Annotated in this window: 19 protein-coding genes and 4 pseudogenes; 11 read left to right on the forward strand and 12 right to left on the reverse strand. The window is 69.5% G+C overall.

Going from position 1 to position 22784, the window contains the following annotated elements; genetic code table 11:
- Positions 1 to 407: 407 nt before the first annotated feature.
- A complete protein-coding gene (locus ACZ3KP_RS21710) occupies positions 408 to 887 on the forward strand; it encodes a hypothetical protein (protein ID WP_467501310.1) in 480 nt (159 codons plus the stop codon).
- 909 nt (positions 888 to 1796) lie between these two features.
- Here the strand turns inward: ACZ3KP_RS21710 and ACZ3KP_RS21715 are convergent.
- Positions 1797 to 3401 (reverse strand): phospholipase D family protein, encoded by a 1605-nt coding sequence (locus ACZ3KP_RS21715; protein WP_467501311.1) that lies wholly within the window; start codon positions 3399 to 3401, stop codon positions 1797 to 1799.
- A gap of 386 nt (positions 3402 to 3787) precedes the next feature.
- A complete protein-coding gene (locus tag ACZ3KP_RS21720) occupies positions 3788 to 4372 on the reverse strand; it encodes a CGNR zinc finger domain-containing protein (protein ID WP_467501312.1) in 585 nt (194 codons plus the stop codon).
- Between the two features lie 80 nt (positions 4373 to 4452).
- Between ACZ3KP_RS21720 and ACZ3KP_RS21725 the strand changes: the two genes are divergently transcribed.
- The gene (locus ACZ3KP_RS21725; RefSeq protein WP_467501313.1) at positions 4453 to 4878 is read left to right on the forward strand and encodes a carboxymuconolactone decarboxylase family protein; all 426 of its coding nucleotides are present in this window, start codon (positions 4453 to 4455) and stop codon (positions 4876 to 4878) included.
- The gene (locus tag ACZ3KP_RS21730) at positions 4875 to 5813 is read left to right on the forward strand and encodes a phosphotriesterase family protein (protein ID WP_467501314.1); all 939 of its coding nucleotides are present in this window, start codon (positions 4875 to 4877) and stop codon (positions 5811 to 5813) included. The genes ACZ3KP_RS21725 and ACZ3KP_RS21730 overlap by 4 nt, the downstream gene beginning before the upstream one ends.
- Positions 5814 to 6091: 278 nt before the next feature.
- Here ACZ3KP_RS21730 and ACZ3KP_RS21735 read toward each other — a convergent pair whose 3' ends face one another.
- Complete coding sequence (locus ACZ3KP_RS21735) at positions 6092 to 7129, reverse strand: saccharopine dehydrogenase family protein (protein ID WP_467501315.1); 1038 nt, start codon at positions 7127 to 7129, stop codon at positions 6092 to 6094.
- A gap of 126 nt (positions 7130 to 7255) precedes the next feature.
- Between ACZ3KP_RS21735 and ACZ3KP_RS21740 the strand changes: the two genes are divergently transcribed.
- The 3 genes from ACZ3KP_RS21740 (at position 7256) to ACZ3KP_RS21750 (ending at position 11777) form a co-directional block, all read left to right on the forward strand.
- Positions 7256 to 8191, forward strand: a complete 936-nt coding sequence (locus ACZ3KP_RS21740) for a helix-turn-helix domain-containing protein (RefSeq protein WP_467501316.1) — start codon at positions 7256 to 7258, stop codon at positions 8189 to 8191.
- A gap of 500 nt (positions 8192 to 8691) precedes the next feature.
- The gene (locus ACZ3KP_RS21745) at positions 8692 to 10821 is read left to right on the forward strand and encodes a HEAT repeat domain-containing protein (RefSeq protein WP_467501317.1); all 2130 of its coding nucleotides are present in this window, start codon (positions 8692 to 8694) and stop codon (positions 10819 to 10821) included.
- A gap of 8 nt (positions 10822 to 10829) precedes the next feature.
- The gene (locus tag ACZ3KP_RS21750; RefSeq protein WP_467501318.1) at positions 10830 to 11777 is read left to right on the forward strand and encodes a DUF6924 domain-containing protein; all 948 of its coding nucleotides are present in this window, start codon (positions 10830 to 10832) and stop codon (positions 11775 to 11777) included.
- A gap of 102 nt (positions 11778 to 11879) precedes the next feature.
- Here ACZ3KP_RS21750 and ACZ3KP_RS21755 read toward each other — a convergent pair.
- Positions 11880 to 12193: pseudogene (locus ACZ3KP_RS21755) on the reverse strand (helix-turn-helix domain-containing protein); the annotation flags it as partial.
- A 14-nt stretch (positions 12194 to 12207) separates the two neighbouring features.
- Positions 12208 to 13332: an MFS transporter gene (locus ACZ3KP_RS21760; RefSeq protein WP_467501319.1), complete on the reverse strand. Its 1125-nt coding sequence runs from the start codon at positions 13330 to 13332 to the stop codon at positions 12208 to 12210.
- Positions 13333 to 13490: 158 nt separating this feature from the next.
- Between ACZ3KP_RS21760 and ACZ3KP_RS21765 the strand changes: the two genes are divergently transcribed.
- Positions 13491 to 13835, forward strand: a complete 345-nt coding sequence (locus ACZ3KP_RS21765) for an ArsR/SmtB family transcription factor (RefSeq protein ID WP_467501320.1) — start codon at positions 13491 to 13493, stop codon at positions 13833 to 13835.
- A gap of 63 nt (positions 13836 to 13898) precedes the next feature.
- On the opposite strand, the pseudogene ACZ3KP_RS21770 reads toward ACZ3KP_RS21765, so the two are convergent.
- Both ACZ3KP_RS21770 and ACZ3KP_RS21775 read right to left on the reverse strand, forming a co-directional pair.
- Positions 13899 to 14688 (reverse strand): annotated as a pseudogene (locus ACZ3KP_RS21770) (helix-turn-helix domain-containing protein); the annotation flags it as partial.
- Positions 14689 to 14776: 88 nt separating this feature from the next.
- Positions 14777 to 15670, reverse strand: coding sequence for an NAD(P)H-binding protein (locus tag ACZ3KP_RS21775; RefSeq protein ID WP_467501321.1), 894 nt, complete (start codon positions 15668 to 15670; stop codon positions 14777 to 14779).
- A gap of 45 nt (positions 15671 to 15715) precedes the next feature.
- Here ACZ3KP_RS21775 and ACZ3KP_RS21780 point away from each other — a divergent pair, with 45 nt between their 5' ends.
- A complete protein-coding gene (locus tag ACZ3KP_RS21780) occupies positions 15716 to 16090 on the forward strand; it encodes a MerR family transcriptional regulator (RefSeq protein ID WP_467501322.1) in 375 nt (124 codons plus the stop codon).
- Positions 16091 to 16443: 353 nt separating this feature from the next.
- Positions 16444 to 17295: an SCO6745 family protein gene (locus tag ACZ3KP_RS21785; protein ID WP_467501323.1), complete on the forward strand. Its 852-nt coding sequence runs from the start codon at positions 16444 to 16446 to the stop codon at positions 17293 to 17295.
- Between the two features lie 24 nt (positions 17296 to 17319).
- Here the strand turns inward: ACZ3KP_RS21785 and ACZ3KP_RS21790 are convergent.
- A pseudogene (locus ACZ3KP_RS21790) lies at positions 17320 to 17783 on the reverse strand (hypothetical protein).
- 64 nt (positions 17784 to 17847) lie between these two features.
- Between ACZ3KP_RS21790 and ACZ3KP_RS21795 the strand changes: the two are divergent.
- The gene (locus ACZ3KP_RS21795; RefSeq protein ID WP_467501324.1) at positions 17848 to 18126 is read left to right on the forward strand and encodes a hypothetical protein; all 279 of its coding nucleotides are present in this window, start codon (positions 17848 to 17850) and stop codon (positions 18124 to 18126) included.
- 34 nt (positions 18127 to 18160) lie between these two features.
- Here the strand turns inward: ACZ3KP_RS21795 and ACZ3KP_RS21800 are convergent, their stop codons facing one another.
- A complete protein-coding gene (locus ACZ3KP_RS21800) occupies positions 18161 to 18793 on the reverse strand; it encodes a helix-turn-helix domain-containing protein (protein WP_467501325.1) in 633 nt (210 codons plus the stop codon).
- Between the two features lie 145 nt (positions 18794 to 18938).
- Between ACZ3KP_RS21800 and ACZ3KP_RS21805 the strand changes: the two genes are divergently transcribed.
- Entirely contained in the window at positions 18939 to 19925 is a 987-nt protein-coding gene (locus ACZ3KP_RS21805; RefSeq protein ID WP_467501326.1) for an alpha/beta hydrolase, read from the forward strand.
- Between the two features lie 410 nt (positions 19926 to 20335).
- Here ACZ3KP_RS21805 and ACZ3KP_RS21810 read toward each other — a convergent pair.
- The 3 genes and pseudogenes from ACZ3KP_RS21810 to ACZ3KP_RS21820 form a co-directional block, all read right to left on the reverse strand.
- Positions 20336 to 20953, reverse strand: a pseudogene (locus ACZ3KP_RS21810) (4-hydroxy-2-oxovalerate aldolase); the annotation flags it as partial.
- Between the two features lie 3 nt (positions 20954 to 20956).
- Positions 20957 to 21823, reverse strand: a complete 867-nt coding sequence (locus tag ACZ3KP_RS21815) for a carbohydrate ABC transporter permease (protein ID WP_467501327.1) — start codon at positions 21821 to 21823, stop codon at positions 20957 to 20959.
- 11 nt (positions 21824 to 21834) lie between these two features.
- The gene (locus ACZ3KP_RS21820; protein WP_467501328.1) at positions 21835 to 22782 is read right to left on the reverse strand and encodes a carbohydrate ABC transporter permease; all 948 of its coding nucleotides are present in this window, start codon (positions 22780 to 22782) and stop codon (positions 21835 to 21837) included.
- Positions 22783 to 22784 lie beyond the last annotated feature (2 nt).

Below are 22784 nucleotides of genomic sequence, written 5' to 3' on the forward strand. Positions count from 1 at the left end.
GGTGCTGCCGGAGCGACGACCGACTCGTTCGAGCGAGCGGTGGCCACGCTCGAGGTGTGGGTGTAGCGGCGTCGGCGTCGGTTCGGGCGGCGCCAACGCCGCCCGGTCGCCGTCCGCGAGTAGGTGGGGAGGCTGAGCGTGAGCGGGTGACGAAGCGACTCACCGGCGCGCAGCGCGCCTGCGCCTCACCCTCGCAGGCCGCCTCGGCCTAATTCAGCGAGGTGAGCGCGGAGGTCAAAAATTCTGGCCTCGGCGCAAGCGGTGAGACCCGACGAGAAGAACGGGCCCCTGTCACCCTCTCCAGCGGGGCAGGCCGGCCGCCTGCCCGGCTTCGTCATTTACCGGGTGCGGTGGGGATGTTGGCGATACGGTCCGATACAGGGTCGACATGATTACGGGGGGGCTTCGTGACGGGGATTGAGCTGGTGGTCGGGTACTTGGCCGCGTGGGCGGTACGCAAGGGCCGCCGTGTGGCCGGCCGCGCCGACCAGGAGGTCGACCAGGCCCTGGACGCGGGCATGGACCGCCTGCACGAGCTGGTCGCGGGCAAGCTCGGCGGCGATCCCTCTCTTGAGCGGCTGACCCTGGAAGGCCAGTCCGGGCAGGAGCCCTCGAAGCGGACCCGACAGCGTGTCCAGCTTGCCCTTGAGGACGCTGCCGATGACGACCCCGACTTCGGCCGGACCCTGCAGGCCGCTGTCGACCGACTCGAAGAACTGAAACAGCAGGGCCGCGCAGTCACTGCCACAGGCGACGGGGCGGGCGCGGTCGCCGGCAACGTCTCCATCCGCGCCGACCGTGGTTCGGCTGCCGCCTGGTCCATGGGTGATGTGACCCTCGGGACGCCGCCGCCGGACCCTCAACAGCCGCGCCCGCAACAGGGCTGAGCCGACTCGGCCCCGCTTCCGACAGCACGCCCGCAGCCGCACCCGCTGCTTCTTCCTCGTCGGGAAAGAGCATCCCGGCGGATCGCGGGGGCATGGCCTTCGGTCACGCCGATCAAGTCCACTTCTACGCCGCTGCCCGGGAAAGGGCGTCCTGGTCGCATCAGGTCGGGGTGATTTTCCCCCGGCGCGCCGTGGTTCCGGGACCGGGCCGAGACGGCACGGCTGGCCGGCCTCCTGTCCGGCGGCGGGACCGTCGTTGTCGAATCCGCCCAGCCCTCACCGGCGGGCGGGGTGCCGGCAGGGATGGGCGGGGTCGGTAAGACCCAGCTCGCCGCAGCTCACGCCCGCACTGCTTGGAGTACGAGCGAGCTGGACGTGCTGGTGTCGGTCACGGCGGGCACCCGCAGCGCGATCGTCGCGGGCTATGCCCAGGCAGGCGCCGAACTTCTGGCCGCCGACGCGAGCGACGCCGAAACGGCCGCAGGGGAGTTACTGGCCTGGCCGGAACCGAAGCCGCGCAGACGGCGGTGCCGGTGGCTGGTCGTGCTGGACGCTATCGGCGACCCCAGCGATGTGAAGGGGCTCTGGCCACCGGCCGGCCCCAGCGGGTTCACGCCGGCCACGACCCGGCGTAGGGACACCGCCCTGGCCTGGCAACGGCCGGCAACTGGTCAGGGTCGGCCTGCTCACCCCTGAGCAAACCCTGGCGTATCTCACCCGTGCCCCGGCCGCCAACGGCCGCACCGAATCCGAGGACCAGCTCGCTGCTCTCGCCGACGACCTCTCAGCTCTCGCTGCGGAGGACCGTCCTCTGCCACGGCTCGCAGTCGGACAGTCGCATTCCCCCGCCCGGGGTTCTGAACTGGCGTATGCCTGGCTTGTCCTGCCTGGGTCCGCCTCCGGGGGCTGTCAGTAGGCACTCCGCCGACGCAGGGAGCGCGGTCGGCCGTCGGGGTCGGCGACGACACGGTAGAGCGGGTCGGTCAGGGCCCGGGTGATGCGGGACAGATGCGGCGGGTGATAGGTGCGCAGCCGTCCCGGCGGTCGTGGACCGTGGCGGCCGCCGTCGTGCCACGCGTCCAGAGCGGCGGCAGAGTCGGCGTAGGCCGCAAAGGCGCGGCCGGGGTCGCAGAGTGCGGCCGCTTCCTCGTCCCTGTCACGGTCAAGGTGTTCGAGATTCAACGACAACCGCAGCTCGCGCGCGAAGACGCGGGCGCCGTCCCCCAGGCCGCCGGGGTCCGTCGGTTCGCGGGGGTCGCGGGTCTCGTCGAGGACAGCGCAGTTGAGCTCCGAATCGTGGGTCCAGGAGCGCCGGTTGACGTTGTCGGAGCCGACCGAGGCCCAGACGTCATCGATGACACAGACCTTGGCATGGACGTACACGGGCGTCCCGGCGTGATTCTCCAGGCTGTAGACGGCCACCCGGTCACCGCCGCCCTGTCGCAGGACTTCCAGGGCGCGGATCCGGCCCAGGAGGTTCATCGGTGTGCTGATCCGCCCTTCTTGGTCCGGCAGTGGGGGCAGGACGGCGATCATCCGCAGGCCCGGATGATTTGCGAGAGCCTGAGCGAACGGCTGGGCGGCATTCTCTGACCACAAGTACTGGTCCTCCAGGTAGATCAGCCGGCGTGCCCGCCGCAGGGACTTCATGTAGGCGCGGGCGATGCTGCGTTCACCGTCGGGGGCGAACGGATAGCCCCTGCGGCGATTCGGGTAGGTGCGCAGGATCTGGACCGTGTGGGAACCGCGGGGGCCCGGGTCGGGTTGCTGTACCGGGAGCGGATCCGCCTGGGTGTCCTCGCCCCGGAGTGCCGCCCGCAGCCGGCTGCGCGGGCTTCGACTGAGCGGAGCCGGGTCCGTCCACCGCTCACGGAACGTGGCCTCGACATCGCCCACGGCGGGCCCACGCACCGCCAGCTGGACGTCATGCCAGGGCGGACGGGAACCGTAGGCATCGGCCATGCGTTGCGCCTGCGGGTCACCCTGATGGACGGCGTCGTCCCGGCGGCTGTGACACAGATCGATCCCGCCGACGAACGCGACGTCCCGCTCGGGCCGACCCGGGTGGCGCAGCACCACGAACTTTTGATGGTGCGAGCCACCCGGCCGCACCCGCATGTCGAGCAGGCACTCCCCTCCCGCCTCCTCGATCTCCTCCCCCAGGTGATAGTTCTCCTGCTCGCTGAACTGGAACCGATCCAGGTGCGAGCGCCACACCAGCCCCTTCACGACGACACCCCGGCGTGCGGCGTCGCACAACACGTCGCCGATAGCGCTGTTCGGACCATCCAGCAGCTCGTCAGGGTCACCCCGCCAGTCCGTGAACATCACTATGTCGCCGGCGCGCTGCGCCCGTATGGCCGCGAGCAGCTCGGCGAAGTACACCGCCCCGTGTACCAGGGGGCGGACGTCGTTGCCCGTGGACCACGCCGTACCGTCAGCATGACGGCGGTCCACCCGCGACGCGGGATTCCCCCGCTGAGCGGGGGTGAGCAGCCAGTCGGCGCGTTCCATGTGGCAGCCCTTCCAGCCGACGGCCCTTCCGGGATCTCCTGCTATCCGTTACCCCGTGAGGGCGTGACCACGCGATTCCCACTCCGCCAGCCGGCCGTGCATCCGCGCGGTCGGCCACGATGTCCGCGTCCTCGAGGAGACGCACTGGGACTCGGATCACCACCGGCGATGCTCCGCCCCGGCCCCGCCGCAACCACGGGCGAGGAGGCCGGCCCGTTGCAGGCTCTGCTGGACCGGGCCGCAGCCACCGGGGCGAGATCGGCCGCCAAGCGTTCGCCGTAGCTGTACGGGAACAGGGCCTCGATCAGGTGACCGATCTTCGTGTCCATCAGATGACCCTTCCGAAAGGGCTGTCACCTGATTTTCATGATTCATGAAACTCCCGATCAGCCTGCCGCGTTCTCCGAGGCTGCGGTGGCGCTGCGGCGGGCGCGCATGGCCCGGACTCTGCCCCGGCTCGCGCAGGCCGGGGAGGGACACCAACGCCGGCGGCCGGGCGGATCGATGAAGACGCCTCTGCAGTCGTGTTCCGGGCAGCTCCTGAGTGCCAGCCGGTCCGAGCCGGTGAGGTGGTCCACGGCCTGACGGGCGATGCGGGCCAGGGCGTGCAGCGTCGTCGCCGGGGGCCGGCGTCGCAGCCTGTCGGCCGCCGTCAGGTCGATCGGCTCGTCGTGTGCTGCGAGGAACGCGGCCAGGTCCGCCACGTCGTCCGCGGGCGGCGTCCGCTCGTCGACCGTCGCCAGCGCCAGGGCGCGCAGGGTCTCCCGCAGGTGCCTCGACTCCTCCAGGTCGGCCTGGTCCGGTGTGCGGGCCGGGGACAGCTCGCAGTGCTCCAGCCATTCGGCAAGCCGGGCGGGGGTGGCGAGCCGCTCCACGGGTTCCGCGCTGAACGTGCGGCCCCGGGTGGCGAGCAGGTTCAGCCAGACGGCGCCGCAGTCGAAACGGAACGCGAACTTGTCCTCCTTGACCATGACGACATCGTAACGCTTCATCCGTTACTGCTGCTATCGTCGGTAACGCTTGAAGCGTTACGACATGGGAGGGCACGACCGTGACAACCGACCCCGCGCTGGCAGAGCGCCTGACACCGAGCCGCCTGGACCGCGCCGAGGGATACCGGCTGCTGGACCTCCTCCAGGACGACGCCACCCAGGAGGCCACCCTGCCGGGACTGGAGCAGCTCGCCCCGGGATACGCCGACTGGATCGTCACCGCCCTGTTCGGCGGCACCTACCAGCGCGAGGGGCTGTCGCTGCGCGACCGGCAGCTGGTCAACCTGGCCGCCCTGACCGCACTCGGCGGGGTGGACCCGCAGTTGCGCGGACACGTCAGGACCGGGCTGAGACTCGGGATGTCCCGGCAGCAGATAGTCGAGGTCTTCGTTCATCTGGCGCCCTACATCGGCGTTCCCAAGGCACTGGCCGGGCTGCGGGTGGCCGCGGACGCGCTGGCCACCGCCGAGCAGGAGAGCGCGTGACGAGTCTCGCCGTACGGACCGTGCTCGGGGACATCCCGCCCGGCGAGCTGGGCACCTGCGACGCCCACGACCACCTGTTCCTCGGCTCGCCCCTGCTGCCGGGCCAGGAGCTGGACGACGTCGACGCCGCACTCGCCGAACTCAACGCCTTCGCCGCGCTCGGCGGCCGCGCGGTCGCCCAGTGGACACCCTGGAACATGGGAGCCCGAGCCGAGGAACTCCCCGGTCTGTCGCGGCGCTCCGGTGTCCACGTCATCGCCGCCACCGGACTGCACCAGGCGGGACACTACGACCCCGGCGATCTGAAACGCGTGCTGGACGAACTGGCCGAACTGTTCGTCCACGAGCTGACCGAGACCCCCGTGAGGGCCGGACTGATCAAGGTCGCCGGGGCTTATCACCGCCTGGACGACCACGCCCGGCACGTGATGACCGCCGCGGCCGAGGCGCACCACGCCACCGGCGCACCCATCGCCGTCCACCTGGAGGCCGGGACCGCCGCCCTGAACGTACTCGACTTCCTGTGCGGATCGCACGGCGTCGAACCGGGACGGGTGATCCTCGGACACCTGCAGCGACTGCCCGACGCCACAGTCCACCGGCAGGCCGCGGAGACGGGCGCCTTCCTGGCGTTCGACGGCCCTTCCCGGGCCCACCACGCCACCGATTGGCGACTGCTGGACTCCCTCGCCGCCCTCGCCGACGCCGGTCACGTCGACCAGGTCCTGCTCGGGGGTGACACCGTCACGGCGGCGGCCAGGTCCACCGCGGACGGTCCGGGCATGCCGTTCCTGCTGAGCGGCCTGCGCCCACGGATCGAGAAGGAACTTGGACCCGACATCGCCGCCGCGATCTTCACCGGTAACCCGGCCCGCGCGTTCGCGGCGGAGTGGCGCGACGATGTCCCGCGCCGCCCGACGGCCACCTGCCGGTGACGGTGCGCGTCCATGCTCAGCCCAACGCCAAACGTTCCTCACGACCCCTTCGGCGATCAGACGGCGTTGGCGAGGATCGCGGTGTCGGCGGCGGCGAAGGCTGCGAAGGTGTCGGCGCGCTGGTCGGGGGTGAGCTCGCCGGTTCTCCGGGTTCGCTGAGCTCGAACGCTGAGGATCTACCCGACCTCACAGAACTTGGACCAGAACCCGAGAACGGGCTTTGCTGAGCGTCCCCTTCCGGAAATCCCGGGATCGTCTTGCGTCGTGGAGCGTCGCGTTCAGGTGTTGTGCGGGTGGAGGTCGAGGGTGATGTGCGGGGTCAGTGCGTGCAGGAAGTCAGGGGCGTCGAAGATCGCGCCGGCGGAGGCGACGCCGACGATCTTGGTGCGGCCGGTCAGGACGCGGTCGAGGGCCTCGACGACCAGGGGCGCGGTGACGGCGTAGATGTCCTGGCCGCCGGCCGTGGCTCGGCGTTCGGCTCCGCCCGAGCGTACGATGACGTCAACGAGAAAGGTCTGGTCCGAGCGCCCGCTCTCGTCGCTGGCGGTTGGGGCAGGTGTGTGGGGGGCGGCGACGTCGCGGACCGCCTCAGCGGTCATGTAGGTGGTCACATCGGGGATGGACAGGTGCTGGGGGACGGTGACGACGTCCGCCATCGTGAACTCCCCGATCACTTCCCGGACTCCTGTCGGTTCCGGGAAGGTCCACTGAAGGGTGGGCGCGGCGTCGGTGCGCCGCTCCCACTGTCCGCCGTGGTAGCGCAGGCGGACATCGCCGCGCCGCTCGCGGGAGACGGCACCGGACAGGCGCGTGCCGGCGGTAGGGTGCCAGCTGCTGAGCGCGTAGGCGATGTGTGCCTCGTCGGCCTTCGTCCAGTCGCCCATCGCAGCGGTGGCCAGCAGGTCGCCGAGACCTCCGAAGAAGGCCATGGCCGGGATGATCACCGCTCCCGCTTCCTCGGCCCGGTTGCGGTAGTGGGTGAAGGTGTCGAGATTCGCCTCGAGTTCGGCAGCCACGTCCAGGTAGGGGATCTTCGCACGGAGCGCGGCTTCGATCACGGAGCCGGTGGTCGTCGCGAAGGGGCCCGCGCAGTTGATGACCGCCACTGTTCCCGCCAAGGCCCGGTCCAGCGACGTCGCATCGTCGGCCGATGCCACTCGGGCCTCAAGACCGTGCTCGTCGGCCAGCTCCTGCACAGCTTGCGAGTTGCGGCCGGAAGGCACCGGGACGAACCCGCGTGCGGCCAGCTCAGCGACCACGAACTTCCCCGTGTGGCCGTACGCGCCGAACACCGCCACCAGCTGACCTGACCCCATGAGACTGCTCCCGTGCACTCGAATGCCGCTGCGTCGTCGATCCGCCGCGGCCTGACACCCCATCCTGGCCTCGCGGCAGCACCCCGCACGAGCGTCGGAAACGACATGGCACCTACAGTTTCGGACATGCCCACCGTCGCGCTGGCCGTCACCGACGGCATGCTCCACTACGAACTGTCCGTGGCCGTCGAGGTCTTCGGGGCCGACCTGACGCACGTCGTGAACCCCTGGTACGACTTCTCCCTCTGCGGAAACGGCCCGGTACGCGTCGGCCGCTTCCACCTCGAACCCGACCACGGACTCGACCACCTCACTCGCGTGGACACGGTGATCGTCCCCGGCTGGGCCGACACCGACCGCGAACCGCCCACCGACCTGGTCGAGGCGGTGCGCGCAGCCCACGCGGCCGGCGCCCGCGTCGCCTCCCTGTGCACGGGCGCCTTCGTCCTGGGCGCAGCCGGGCTCCTCGACGGCAGACGCGCCACCACCCACTGGGCCCACACTCGGGAACTGGCCCGGCGCCACCCCAAGGCCACCGTCGATCCGGACGTCCTCTACGTCGACAACGGCGACGTCCTCACCTCCGCGGGCAAGGCCGCCGCCATGGACCTGTGCCTGCACCTGGTCCGCCTCGACCACGGCTCAGCCAACGCCAACAAGATCGCCCGCCGCCTGGTCATCCCACCCCACCGCGACGGCGGCCAGGCCCAGTTCATCTCCACCCCCCTGCCCGAGCCCGACAACCACCCCCTGGGCGACCTCTTCCCCTGGGCACTGGAGCGACTGGACCAGCCACTCACCGTGGAGGACCTGGCCCGCCAGGCCCGCATGAGCTCACGCCACCTCGCCCGCCACTTCAAACACCTCACCGGAACCACACCCCTGCACTGGCTCCACACCCAACGGATCCGCCACGCCCAGGAACTCCTGGAAACCACCACTGCCACTGTGGACGCCATCGCTGCGGCCACCGGCATGGGCACTGCCACCACCCTGCGCCGCCACTTCCACCGCAGCGTCGGCGTTCCACCCGACGCCTACCGCCGCACCTTTCGCCCCTGAAAACCACTCCCTGGAACTCTGGTACTTCACGTTCAGTAGCCATCGCTCGTCTGGGCAACGTCGGCCACGCGTGCTGTCCGGTGGCCGGCGCCCTTGCCACCCGCGCTCGCGGATTGGGCGCCGGCCTTTTGCGTCCGGTCCGCGAACCAGGGGAGGCCGGGAGGGGCGGCGGGCCCCGCCATCGCAGGAGCAGGACGGCAGGGCCCATCAGGGGCCCTCACCTGGGGGATTGGATCGGTTCCCGTCACCGGTCCCCGCGACTGTCATCCGCGCCTGCTGCTCCCCGCCCCGCACAAGCCGCTTCTGCACCTCCCTGGCGGCGCGGAGATTGTGACCCTGACCGCCCGTTCCCTCCGGTAGGCGGGGTACGGGGCAACTGCCTCTCGCGTGAACATGATCGTGCCGTTCCTCGAGCCGGCGGAGGGCAGCGGGGCGCCTCCCGCCTTCAGCCCGTTCTACGGGAACGGCTGTTGTCAGTGGTGCCTGGCATGGTTCGGATCATGTTCGACGGACTTCATGACATCGACTGGGCGTCGATGGAGCACGCGTACGGCTCGGCCGAGGAGGTACCGGCGCTGCTGCGGGCGCTGCGCTCCCCGGATACCGGGGAGCGCAGCACGGCCCTCGATCGCTTCTACGGTGCGGTTCACCACCAGGGCGACGTGTACCCGTCCACGGCAGCCGCTCTCCCTTTCCTGTTCGAGCTGGTCGCCGATGGCGCCGCGCCTGGGCGGTCGGCCGTGGTGGCGCTGCTGGTCAGCATCGGCCGGGAGTCCCTGGAGCGGGGGTTCGCGGACGACGGCACCGAGATCGAGTACTACCCGCCGACAGGCTTCGGGCAGGCCATCGCTTTCCTGCGCGAGCGGGGAGGGGAGTTCGCCGACCTCGCCCGCGACGCAGACCCGGACGTACGCCTGGCCGCGTTTCCCGGCCTGGGTCTCTTCCTTGACGACGCTGACCGGGCCGCTTCAGTACTGCGCGAGCGGCTGGCCGCCGAGCACAGTGTCGTGGCACGGCTGCGGATCATGGAGGCGGCTGCCACCCTGGCACTGCGCCTGCCGGCGGCCGCCCACCAGGTGATGGACTGGCTTGCCGGGCTCGCTGCCGACCCCGCCGGGGGCCCGGCGATCCGGCTCGCGGCCCTGATCCACCGGGCCCGCTGCGCTCCGGGTGCGATCGGCGAGGACGTCGTGCCGGCAGCCCTCGGCCTGTTGCGCGAGAGCGCCCGCGTCCTGCCTGTGCGGCCGATCGCGCCCGGCCCGAACCGTCCGGTCACATCCGCGGACACCGTTGCGCCCGAGGTTGTCGCCGCCTTCGAGGATCTCGACCGGCGCACGCGTGTGTTCGCACCCACCACCACACTGCTGCGGACGTTTCATGAAGTTCTCGGTGCCCGGGTGCTGGAGCGCACCGCGGTGCTGACCGAGCAGTTGTGCAGCCCCGATCCCGGCTCGCGCCTGGACGCGGTGCGTATGAGCGGGGAGCTGATGCGGACCTGGCGCGGGGACCACACCCGCCTCCTCCTGATCGTTGCCGACCAGCTCTCCGCAACCAACGAGGAGGTCGCCGCCGAGGCTGCGGCCGTCCTGGAAGCCTGCCACCCGATCGCCGCCCCGGCCCAAGAGGCACTCGCCGCGCGCATCGACGCTCAACGCGCGGCGCACGGCCCCAACGTGTGGGCCGCACCGGATGCCCTCGTGCGCAGGAGCCACCAAGAGGCCGTCCGGGCCTTGGCACGCCTGGGCGACGCACGCGCGCTGCCGAGTCTGCTGGCAGGCCTGGACAGCGGCGTCGACGCCTGGCGGGCGATCCAGGTCGCCGGGCATCTGCCGCAGGCTGCTGGCGAGTTGGTACCCCGGATCTGCGACCACCTGCGCCGGATCGACCTCTCCCAGCAGCGGAACGAGATGAGCGCCAACGCAATCCTCGCCGCCCTGCTCACACTCGGCGACCCGGCCGCGGTCACTGTGGTGGTGGACACCCTCGGTACCGCGATACGCCATGATCAGCACGGCATCACGCGATCAGCGCTGAAGGCGCTGGCGGCGTTCGGCCGGGCAGCGGCCGGCGCACGGGACACGATCCGGTCGCTGAGCACCGCCAGCGACGCACACGTACGCCCCGCCGTCGTCACCGCCCTGTGGGCCGTGGGCGGTGACCTGCCCGAGGTCATGCCGCTTCTGCTGGGCCTCCTCGACGACCACACCAGGGATGCGGCGGATCTCCTCGGCGAGATAGGGCCGCCCGCATCCGCCGCCCTGCCGCGCCTGCGCAAGCTCCTGACGCACGACTACGAATGGGTGCGGGTGCACTGCGCGGCGGCGCTCTGGGAGGTCGGCGGCGAGGCGGAGGCACCGGCGGTCTTGAACGCCCTGTTGCAGGCCATGGCCAAGAACCCCGCGACGGCCAACCACGTTGTCCGCTGCCTGGACCGCATGGGCCCTCTCGCGGCACCCGCACTGCCCCTGCTCCGCGAGCAGCTGGCCCTGCCCCGGCGCGGCGGCAGACTCCGGAGCATCGACCACGACGAGGAACTCCAACGGGTCGGCCGTACCCCTCATCGCCCGCCTCGCCACCCCCGACGAGTTCGCCACCCCCGCCGCCACCTAACTCATCTGACACCGCCGTAAGGAGAGAGATGTCATTTCCCGAGTTTCCGCAGCCCGCGCCCGGTGAGGTGCTGTTGGTCTGCACGTGCTACGAGGACGACAGGGCGCTGTGGGGAGGGCTCCTCGACGAGATCGCAGCCCGCCGGGAAGACGACGGGCTCGTCCTCGAGGGCAGCGGCGTGCGGCTGCGCATGGTCGAGGACAACGCGTGGGACCATCTGCACGGGGGAAACATCCCGGCGCTCGTTCCCGGCAGCAGTCCCGTGCCGCCGGTCGCCGTCATGGCGGACATCCCGGTGGTGTACGGCGGGGACGGCCCACTGCTGGTGGACCTGGCGGTGATACCCGGCCGAGGTGTCCGGATATCGTCGGGCCGCCTCGGCGAGATCCTCGCCGGCCTGCTGGACGGCGCACTCACCTTCGACGACCTGGTGCGCGACATGGACCGGTACGGGACGTACCAGGGCGACGGCGGCCGACCGGCCTTCCCCACACCCACGTCGACACCGCCGCACCGGTCCTTCCCGCCTCTTCCCTCCACCGCCGCGGCCCTGCTGGTCCGCACCTGCTTCGACGACGAGGCCGGCTGGCAAGCCCTGCTCGGCGAACTGGGCGGAACAGACGCAGACGGCTGGGTCGGCGCGGACCTGGACCCGGGCGAGGTCGACGAGGAGCACTACCCGTTGACAGCGCTGGTCGTCAGCAGCCCTGCCTTCGAAGGCCTCCAGCCGGGCCAGGTCCCGGCGCTCGTCCCGCCCGACGAGCACACCACGCTGGTCGCGCTCGCCGATGCCCGGACCTTTGCCGAGCCCGGACGACCGCTGACCGTCGTCGACCTGTACGACAGCCCGGGGCAGCAGGCCGTCCTTCCATGCCGCGAGGTCGGATCGATGGTGTGCAACCTGGAGATCGCCAACATGGACTTCCACGAGTTCGTCGCCGAGGAGGGCATGGAGCCGTGGTGGGAGGGCGCCTGAGGCACGTTCTGTTCCTCCGCGTTCTGGTGGAGCGCCTGGAGGAGTTCGTTGTGCTGTGCGAGGCCTGGAGGTGTCGGTGCCTGACCGTGCCCTCGAGGCGTCGGTGCGGCGGCTGATCGAGACCCCGTCTGCGTGGAGTTCGGACGCGATCCGGGCGGCCGACCACTTCTGGGTGCGGCGCAGATCCCGATCCGGACCACGACCTCGGCATCCGTCGCAGTCGGCTGATGGGGCGGTGTTGAGGATCGATCGAGCAGGCCGAGCTCACCGTGACAGCGGTAGCCGTTGACCCACTTCGACGCGCACGCCCTTGAGATCCCCGTCTCCGCGGCGACATGAGCGATCGGTCGGCTCTCGCACCGCTCAACGAGACGGCGCCGACCCTCGATCGTCAGAGGAGCATTGCGATGCACCATGGGGCGTGAACTCCTCATTCGTGCGCGTTGGCGCGGTAGGCGGCCACGCCGAGGAGCAGGCCGAGGGCCGCCAGGGTGGCCGCGAGGACCGTGGCCGCGGGGCGAATGCCCCATCCACTGACGGCGTATCCGGTGGCGACGGTGAGGATCGCGGCGGGGAGGTAGGCGCTGATGTTCAGTGCAGCGTTGGCCTCGGCGCGCCGATTGCCCTCGACGTGGTGGGCGATGAGCCGGAGGCCGCTGAGCTGGCCGAGTCCTTGCCCGCTGCCTGCAAGGATGGCCGAGGCGACGAAGAGTGCTGGGTTTTTGGTGAAGAGAACGACCACGACGGCGCTCATCGCGAGGACGGTGCTGGTAGCCCCCAAGGCGAACAGGCGACGCGCGGCAAGCCTGGCGAGGGCGATCTGCGATCCGGTGGCGGCGAGGAACATCACGCATGCTGCTCCGCCGGCCAGGAGCGGCGAGGTGTTCCCGACAGCGAGCATCAGCAGGGAGGGGCCGAGGGACAGCACGAACGACGTGGCGGTCAGGCCGGGGGCGAAGACCGCCGCACCGCTGGCGACTTGCCTGCGATTCCGCGCGGGCACACGGGGAAGACGCGGCCACAAGAACCCTGACGCTTGGCCCGACGGACGTTCGAGCGGCAATCCGATGTACCCGAGCAAGGCGACGACCAGCAGCACGATGTTCACAGTGAAGACCCACCCGACCGGTCGGGGTGTGGCCTGGTAGACGATCCCGCCCAGGAGCGGCCCGAGACCGGCGCCGAAGACCATAGCGATCGAGGCCAGCATCGACGTCATATGGCGGCGGTCCTCCCCACCGAGGTCGACGACCGCGGCCATGCCAGCGGACACAACAATCCCGACCGCCACGCCGACGAGCAGCCTCGCCACGACCAGGGCCGCGACGCTCCCGGCAGTCATGAACAGCAACGCCGAGACCAACGCAATCAGGATCCCCGGGACAACCACCCGCTTGCGGCCGTACCGGTCGGCCGCGCGTCCCGCGACGAGCAGTGTCACCACCAGACCCGCGATGTAGGCGGCGAAGACGACTGTCAGGGTCCCTGAGGAGTATTTCATTTCACGCTGCCAGTACACATACAGCGGAGTCGGCGAGTTGGACAGGGCGAACACGGCCGTCACCGCCCATGCCGCCCTGACGAGTTGCCATCCCGCTCCAGCCCGCACCCGGACCTCATGCACAACCGCCACCGCCGACCTCTTTGTACGAAAAAACTCGTACAGGACCGTAGCAGTACGAGAATCCTCGTACAACTCGCTAGGATGGCCGCATGCCTGACGCCGTAACCGGGACCGAGAGGCCGCCGCTCCTGCCAGAGCCGCCCGTTGATGCGCTACGACTCGAGGTCGTGATGGGTGCGCTCGCCGACCCGCTACGCATGACCGTGGCGCGTAAGCTCCTGCTGGACTCCGATGAGTTCGACCATCCCTGCGGCTGGTTCGGCTTCAACCGCCCGAAGTCCAGCCTCACTCACCACTTCAAAGTCCTGCGCGAAGCGGGCGTGATCCACCAGAGGCAGTACGGACTGGAGCGGCGCAGCCGCCTTCGGGTCGACGACCTCAACCAACGATTCCCCGGCCTTCTCGACCTCGTCGCCTCAACAGGCCAGGACTGACAACGGATCACGTAAGGCTCATGGTGCCCGCTAGGGCTGACCAGATGCAGGAGACCAACACGCGGAGTTCCATTCGTGGGCGTAAAGGAACTCCTCTGCCACGATCCGGTTGCCAGCGCCCCACCTTGCCGTTATGCCGTGGCGTGCAGGCGTGATGCGCCGGTGGCGTGACCCGAGCAGCGCTCGGGCAAATGCGTCGGGGCGGTAGCACGCTCCGTTGTCCGTGACGATCCGCTCGATGCTCGATGTGGGTGATGCCATGGGCGGTGAACCATGCGAGGGCACAGTGCATGAACACGATCGCAGTGACTGCCCTCTCATCAGGCAACGCTTCCGTGTATGCGAGCCGACCGAACCCGTCAACTGCGGAGCGGAGACACACACAACCGCCGCGTCTGCTCTTCTTCAGTCGATCGGCGTTCTTGGCCCGCTCGCTCCCGCGGCCGTGGACACGCCAACCTCCGCCGTCGGGGATTCGGCCGACCTCGGGTCGACGGACTTGCGATGGTTGAACCCGGGCCTCGCCAGGTGCCGGGTCACTGTGCGGCGACTGACGGTGATGCCCTGAGCTTGGAGTTCGAACGCGATCCGCGACGCTGACCACTTGTTGCTGCGCCGAAGGTCTGCGATTCGGCCACGACTGCAGAGTCCGTCGCGGCGGGTTGACGGTGTGGTGTCGAAGAACGGTCGAGCACCGATTGCCCCATAGCGGCAAGTAGCGGTTGACCAGCTCCGATGCACAGGTGCGAGAGATCCCCATCTCGGCGGCGACGTGCGCTATTGGACGAGTCCGGCAACGCTCGACAAGTCGGCGTCGACCTTCGACGGTCAGTGGAGCGTTGGCGTGCCTCATGGGCAGTTTCCCGTGACAGTTTCGACATTGTCGGGGAAGCGATCTTCGGCGGTCATCACACCGGTGAGAGACTGACTGAAGTGTGTGGTCATGGCCGCGGGCCGAACTCGGTGCTGTGGTCGATGGCCCACTGCGCAAAGGAGCGGGCCGGCCTACCGGTCAGGCGCTCGACATCATCCGTGACAAGGCGTGATTCGGGTCGCCGCGTTGACGCCGTGATGAGGGCATCGACCAGCCGTTCGGGACGGCCGTCCGCGAGCATTCGTGCGCGCGCGACATCCACGGGGACTGGCTCGAAACGCAACTTTCGTCCGAGGGCGGCACCGAGGATTCCGACCTGATCGGCCCTGCTGAGCGGCTCGGGCCCGGTCAGCAGGTAGGGGGTGCGATCCGAATCGTCCTGGCGTCGAAGGAGCACCTCCGCGGCTGCGGCCGCGACATCACCCTCGTCCACGACTGCTGTGCGCGCTACGTCCGGACCTCTGACCACGTCGCCTGCGCGCAGTTGCGCCGCCCAGCCGCGGGTGTTGGACGCCAGCGTGTCGCTGCGCAGCACGGTGGGATGCAGGCCAGCATCACGGAGACGGCGTTCCATGTCTGCGTGTACCTGCACAATCGGGTCGCTTTGGCGAAATGAGGCGTCATCGATCGCAGTCGAGGAGAGGTAGACGACGCGCGGTGCTACTGCGGCGAGTTCTGCGATCAGAGGCTCGGCGGGGGCGGTGTCGAGCAGCGGCCATATGAGGAAGACGGTGTCGATGAGGTCGAGCGCCGCACGGACGGAGTCGGCGTCGATCAGGTCACCGCGCACCGACTCGATGCCGGGTCGCGGGCCAACACGGCGACGATCGAGGCACCGCACAGCTGCTGCGCGCGCATGCAGCCGGGCGAGGAGCTCACGGCCGAGGTTGCCCGTCGCGCCGGTGACGAGGACCGATGGGGAACAAGCAGGAGTAGGCGGGGTGGGAGAACTGTCAGGCATGCTGGGGAGGCTAAAGGTTCAGGTCGACATCAAGGCAAGGGCGGAATGGCGATAACGATCGGCGAGGCGGCTGCGCAACTTGGGGTACAGGCCCATGTCCTACGGCACTGGGAGCACGTCGGAGCGCTCACGGTGCGCCGGGACGCGAACGGTTACCGTCTCTACGACCACGACGTCCTTGAGCAGGCACGAACCGTGCTGAAACTGCGGCACGTCGGGCTCTCGTTGTCAGAGGTCACCGCAGCGATGTCCCCGAAGAAGTCCGCAGCGCAGGAGGTCGTGCGCGCGAAGATCGCTGCGCTCGAAAGTGAGGTCCGCAGCAGACAGCAAGCGATCACCTTCCTCCGGCACACCGTCGAGTGTCGTCATCGGTACCTCGAGGAGTGCACGGACTGCGCGACATTCGTCTGGGACCCTTGATCATCCGATGTGAGGAATTTGCGGTCGATGACCACAACCCTTGATCAGTAGCAAGTGACCGCCGACGTCGATGCCTTGGTCCGCAACAGCCAGGTCCTCACGCCACGAGTCCTGTCGGGCGTCGAAGCGCGCGCCCTCGAGCGATCGATGCAGCCTGGTTTGCACCCACGAGGCATCCGACTTGTCATAGACGCTGATTGAGCAGCCTTTCTGCCCTCATATTGCACCTGAATCCGCTCCCGCATACACAGCCACACAGACACCAACCCGTCTGCACTGCTTCCCGTAGGTCGCCGATGAGTTTCGGTGCGCCGGACGGTCCAAGTCGGCACACCCGACAAAGGGAGAACTCGATGGGCAGGACGCGCCCGCAGCCGACAACTCACATCGCCCGTCGCATGTTCGAGCTCCTGGAGCCGATCTGCCTGGTCACCTTCCTCGCGGACGAGTGCAACGAGGAACTGGCAGCGCTGGGCCACCGCACCTACTGGGACGGCTACTTCGCCAGCCGCGCCGCACCACTGGGACGGGTACCGGCCCAAGTCGTGCACGCAGCCTTCTACAATTTCGCCGACGGGGAAGCCGCACGGCACATCCCCAGCGCCTGGGAGACGATCTCGCCCGAAGCCTCCGTCGCCGCACGGGAGCGGGGCAGCGCGGCCTCCCTACGGCGCATCCTCGGCGACGAGCTGGCCGAGTCCCCGGGCCTGGTGCGCGCCGCGGACCTGACCACCAAGGCCGCGACGAGCGTCCCTACCGAAGGCCGGGTGATGTACGCCGGCATGCGCAGTCTTGAGGTACCCAGCGACCCCGTCGCCCGACTGTGGCATTCCGCGACCATGCTGCGCGAGCACCGCGGCGACGGGCACATCGCCGCGCTCGTCGGCGCGTGCATCGGCGGCACGGAGGCCCACGTGCTCTCCGCTCTGGAACAGGGCATTCACCCCCCGGAGTCGTTCGGACGCATCCATCACCTGCCCACAGAGCGCCTGGCCGCGGTCATGGACGGCTTGCGCGAACGCGGACTCGTCGACATCGACGGCCACTTCACCGACGCAGGCCGCGCCACCAAACAACGCATCGAAATCCTCACTGACGAACTCGCCACCCCGCCCTACGACGCCCTGTCCCCCGCCGAACTCGACGAACTGATCACCCACCTCGGACCCATCACAGCGACCCTCGTGGCCGCAGGCTCGCGGTGACACAGAGAAACTGCCACGCATCGATCAACTGAGCCGACCGTTCAGCATCGGGCCTGGCCGCCTCCGGCCTGTTCCGGCGGGCTCGAGGATGTGCAGGCGGGCTATGCCAAGTATGGCGTGATGATCACCGTCTCCCTACAACCGGCCGTCTCGGAGGATCTTTCAGCTGTTCACGCTGGCGAAGGTGTGCTCGAGACGAGCACGGACCTTGCGGTGTGAGCGGTTGTACTCCTCGTTCCGGGCCGGGAGATCCGCCTGGCCAGGCTCATGACGGTGCGGGATCACCATGCCAGTGTCACGGTAATCGCCACCGCCGACGACGAGCCTGTATCGGCGTCCACGGACTGAGAGATTCCGAACAGCGGCGCCAGCTCCGCGTCCGCTCCCGCGCGGCGCATGGCGTTCACCAGATTGCCGAAGCATCGCGGGCTCAGCCCGGTGAACGGACCCGTCCAGGAGAGGTGTGACGCCGTGATCACACCTGCCACGAGAAGATCGCCCCACCACGTTGCGGAACTGGCCGATACGGAGGCGCATATGGAGACAGACTTGGTGAGCCGTCTGGAAGAGGCGGCGGATCGTTTCGTGATCCCCCTGCGCATGAACGAAGGGTTCGATGAGTCGGCGCTCCTACAGCTACAGGAGCAGATCGATCACTGCGGGACGACGTGGAGGGAAGAAACCCACGTACCGAAGCGTGCGGCGTTGATCCTCGCCGAACTCCACCCATCGATCGAGGCTTGCGCCTGGCTGTACGAAGGGAACATGCGTCAGCGGATCCAGGAGGCAGGAGTGGTGGTGGCTGAGGCAGTGATCGCTGCTCTGGACTGAGCGCCTCCCTCGCCGTCGAGATACGTCGCACTCCTCATTCAGCCGCCTTTCTGTCACCAGTCCCGCGACCGGCTGCTGGGGGTGTGCGCAGTCGTAGACGTTCTCCCTGAGGCCCGAAGATGATCAGATATTCGACCGGTCCGTCGGATCCGGCGTTCGCGACTCCGTGAGGGACGCGGGTGTCGAATTCGACGACGTCCCCGGCAGTCAGGACGAGGTCCTGACCACCCAGTGCGAGCCACAACCGCCCGTACAGGACACACAGCCACTCGTAGCCCTCGTGGGACACCTGCCGGGGCCGCCCCGGCGGCTCCGCACGGGCAGGCAGGACATGCTTGTGGGCGTGCAGGCCGCCGACGTAGCGGGTCAGTGGCACCACCGCCTTGTCGTCGCCGAAGCTGTGCGGCGCCGTGCCGCGGGGCCCGGCCGCAGGGGCGGGTGCGGTGCCGCCGGCCAGCTCGTCCAGGGCGACTCCGTATGCGTTCGCCAGCTGGAGCAGCACTTCCAGGGTGGGCTTGCGTTGGCCGGTCTCGATCCGTGACAGCGTGCTGGGCGAGACACCGGTCGCGCGGCTGACATCGGCGAGTGTGACGCCGCGGCGCTCGCGCACGACCCGCAGCCGGGGCCCCATCGCCGCCAGCGTCTGCGCCACGTTGTCTCCTGCCACCGTCCCCGTTCCTTTTCGCTGTGCCGCTTCACCGCCATGGCCTGCAAGCTTGCCAGAATGGCAATGCTGATCGCGTCGTGTGGCCGCCGCGTCGCATGATCGGTGGGTAATCGCAGGCCGCCCGCGAACCGAGGAGAAGCCGCCCATGCGATCCGAGCCGACCTCCGCACTCAGCCACCGCATCGTGGACGGCCCTGCCGGGCGCCTGCACCTGGTCGAGCAGGGCTGCGGCCCGCTGGTCCTGCTCGTGCACGGCTTCCCCGAGTCCTGGTACTCCTGGCGCCGCCAGCTCCCGGCCCTCGCCGCGGCCGGGTACCGGGCGGTGGCGATCGACGTACGCGGCTACGGGCGTTCCTCCAGGCCCGCCACGTCCGACGCCTACCGAATGCTCGACCTGGTGGAGGACAACCTTGCCGTTGTGCGTGCTCTCGGCAAGGAAAGCGCGGTGGTCGTCGGCCACGACTGGGGCTCCAACATCGCCGCCACCTCTGCCCTGCTCCATCCCGGAGTCTTCTCTGCGGTCGGCTTGCTGAGCGTCCCGTACGCGCCGCCCGGCGGCCCCCGCCCCACCAGCGTCTTCGGCCGGATCGGCGGGCCCGACCAGGAGTTCTACGTCTCCTACTTCCAGGAGCCCGGCCGCGCCGAAGCGGAGATCGAGCCCGACGTCCGGGGCTGGCTCGCAGGCTTCTACGCGGCCCTGTCCGCCGACACGATGCCGGGCGGGGGCGAGCCCGACCCGCACTTCGTCGCCCACGGCGGCCAACTACGTGACCGCTTCCCCGCGGGGCCTCTCCCGGCCTGGCTGAGCGAGGAGGACCTCGACGTCTACGCCGGGGAGTTCGAGCGCACCGGCCTGACCGGCGCCCTCAACCGCTACCGCAACATGGACCACGACTGGGAAGACCTCGCCCCCTACCGCGGATCCCCCATCAAACAACCCGCCCTGTTCGTCGGCGGCGCGCTGGACGCCTCCACCACCTGGATGGCCGATGCCATCGACGCCTACCCCACCACCCTCCCCGCCCTGTCCGCCTCCCACCTCCTGGGCGACTGCGGCCACTGGGTCCAGCAGGAACGCCCCGACGAGGTCAACAGCCTGCTGATCGACTGGCTCGCCACAGTTCACAGCTGAACCAGGCGGGCCACCGCGGGCGGACCGCGCGGAGGTAGCGCACGGCGGTCTGCTCGACGACGTCGAACAGTCACACCGCACATACTCCACTCCACCGGTGACACGAGGTTCTGGCTCGCTTTTGGTAGTGGAGTGACGGAGGGTCAAAGGATCGAGACGACCGTGCTCACCGTCACCTCACCGCTCAGCGGAAGGACGAGGGTGAGTTTCGGCCTGGTCGGCGTCAGCGGAGGGCCGCAAGTCGTCCAGCCCGCCGGTGCGTCTCGTTACCGGCAGCGGCCGGCCGCGTCGGGACGGGGAACCCACGGACGTCGAGGGAACCGCCTGGCTGCGGGCCCCTGGCCGAGCTGCCTGAGCGCTTCGCACCGGCTGCGTCGGGCGGCTGCGCGCTCCGCGCTGGTCGTTCCTGGTCAACCGACGGGGCCGGCCGCCACGAGGTCCAGCGCGACGTCCGTGATCATGTCCTCCTGGCCGCCGACCATCTTGCGCCGACCGACCTCGACCAGGATCGCCCGGGTGTCCAGGCCGTGACGGCGGGCGGCCGCCTCGGCGTGCCGAAGGAAGCTGGAGTACACGCCCGCGTAGCCGAGGGTGAGCGTCTCACGGTCGACCCGCACCTCGCGGTCCTGCAGGGGACGTACGACGTCGTCGGCCGCGTCCATCAGAGGGAACAGGTCACAGCCGTGCCCCCAGCCCATCAGGTCAGCGACCGCGACGAACGCCTCCAGCGGGCAGTTCCCGGCTCCGGCGCCCTGGCCGGCGAGGGAGACGTCGACGCGGGTGACGCCGTTCTCGACGGCGACGACGGAGTTGGCGCCCCCCGGACCGAGGTTGTGGTGGGCGTGCATGCCCATGCCGGTGTGCGGGTCGAGGGCATCGCGACAGGCCCGGACGCGATCGCGGACGCCGTCCATGGTCAGGCGGCCGCCGGCGTGGGATCAGCAGGTTCGGCCGGCGGCCATGTGCTGGGCAGCGACGTCGGCCTCGGTGCAGTGCGTGGCGACGCGGACCGAGCGGATGCCGAGGGAGGGTCACTTGATGCCCGTCGTGGCGATTCCCTGGACGATCTGGCGCTGGAAGACCAGGAAGACCGCGACGAGCGGGATGAAGCCGAGGACCGAGGACGCCATGATCTCGGCGTACTGCGGGCTGGTGGGGTCCACCAGTGAGGCGAGACCGACCGGGATGGTCTGGGACCTGGTCTGGCTGAGGACCAGCAGCGGCCACAGGAAGGAGTTCCAGGAGCCGATGAAGGTGAAGATCGCGACCGTGGACACCGCCGGGCGGCACATCGGCATGCAGACGGTGGCGTAGACCCGCCACCAGCTCGCGCCGTCGATGCGGGCCGCCTCGATCAGCGCCGTGGGGATGCCGCGGAAGAAGGCATGGAAGACGAAGACCGAGATCGGTGCCGCGACCGACGGCAGGACCAGCGCCCAGAACGTGCCGAGCAGGTGGAACGACCGGTACTCGATGAACTGGGGCAGCACCAGCGCCTCGGTCGGCAGCATCAGGCCGGCCGTGACGACGGCCATGACCAGCGCCCGGCCACGGAAGCGCAGGAAGGCCAGGGCGAATCCGGCCATGGAGCAGAAAGCGACCGTGAAGATCACGGCGAGTGCCGCGATCACCAGGCTGTTGAGGTACCAGGTGCCGATCGGGTGGTTGTCCCAGGCGGTGGCGTACGCGTGCAGCGACCAGCCGCCGTCGAAGATCGACGTGGGGCTCCGGGTGATGGCCGCGTCGTCGCGCAGCGAGGTGATCAGGGCCCAGACGAAGGGCACGAGCCAGATCAGGGCGAACAGGGTCAGGCACACGGCGCAGAGCCGGTTGAAGAGCCTGGCGCCGTCGACGGCGCCCTTCGGGTCGGCGATCTGCGGCTGGGTGATGGTGGTCATGGGTCCTCCGCTCAGGCCGCGCTGCCGGTCGCGCGACGGCGGCGCAGCCCGTACCAGGCCGCCGAGATCGCGACGATGATGACGAAATACACCATGGTGGCGGCAGCGCCGTAGCCACCTCGGTAGGCGGTGAAGCCGGTGTCGTAGATGTACTCGATGACGGGCCGGGTGGATTGGCTGGGTCCGCCGCCGAGCAGCTGGTAGATCTGGTCGAACACCTTCAGCGAGGCGAGGATCTGGAGGATCAGCACCAGGCTGGTGGTCCGGCCGAGCAGCGGGACCGTGATGTGGCGGATCTGCTGCCAGGGGCTCGCGCCGTCGATCGCCGCCGCCTCGTAGACGTCCGCGGGGACGTCCTGGATGGCGGCTGTGTAGAGGACGAAGTTGAAGCCGAACGTCCACCACACGGTCATCAGCACGACGGCGGTCCAGCCGCCCGAGGTGCTGCCGATGAAGTCCGGGACCGGCAGTCCGACGGCGTCGAAGACCTTGGGGAGAAGGCCGATCTGCGGGGTGTACATCCACAGGAAGACCAGGGTGACCACGGAGGACGGCACGACGTACGGCACGAAGAAGGCGATGCGGTAGAAGAGCCGGCCGCGCCGGATGCGCGAGGCCAGGACGGCGACGCCCAGCGCGAGGACCACCAGCGGGGGCGTGGTCAGCAGCGTGAAGAGGACCGAGTGCCACATGCTCTCCCAGAAGAGGGAGTCGGTGAGCACCTCGTGATAGTTCGACAGGCCGACGAAGTCCCCGAGGCCGCTCTTGACGGTGGTGGTGTTGAAGAAGCTCAGCACCACGCCGACGAGCAGCGGGCCGACCAGGAACAGCAGGTAGATCACGAGGAAGGGGGCGGTGAGCAGTCTGCCCGCCCGGCGTTCGGAAGGGTTGGGCCGGTCGGTGGTGAGGTCTGCCGGGGACGCGGCTCGCGCCGGTCGCGTCTGGACGACGGTCGTCATGG

This window comes from Streptomyces sp. NPDC020958 (assembly GCF_055562175.1).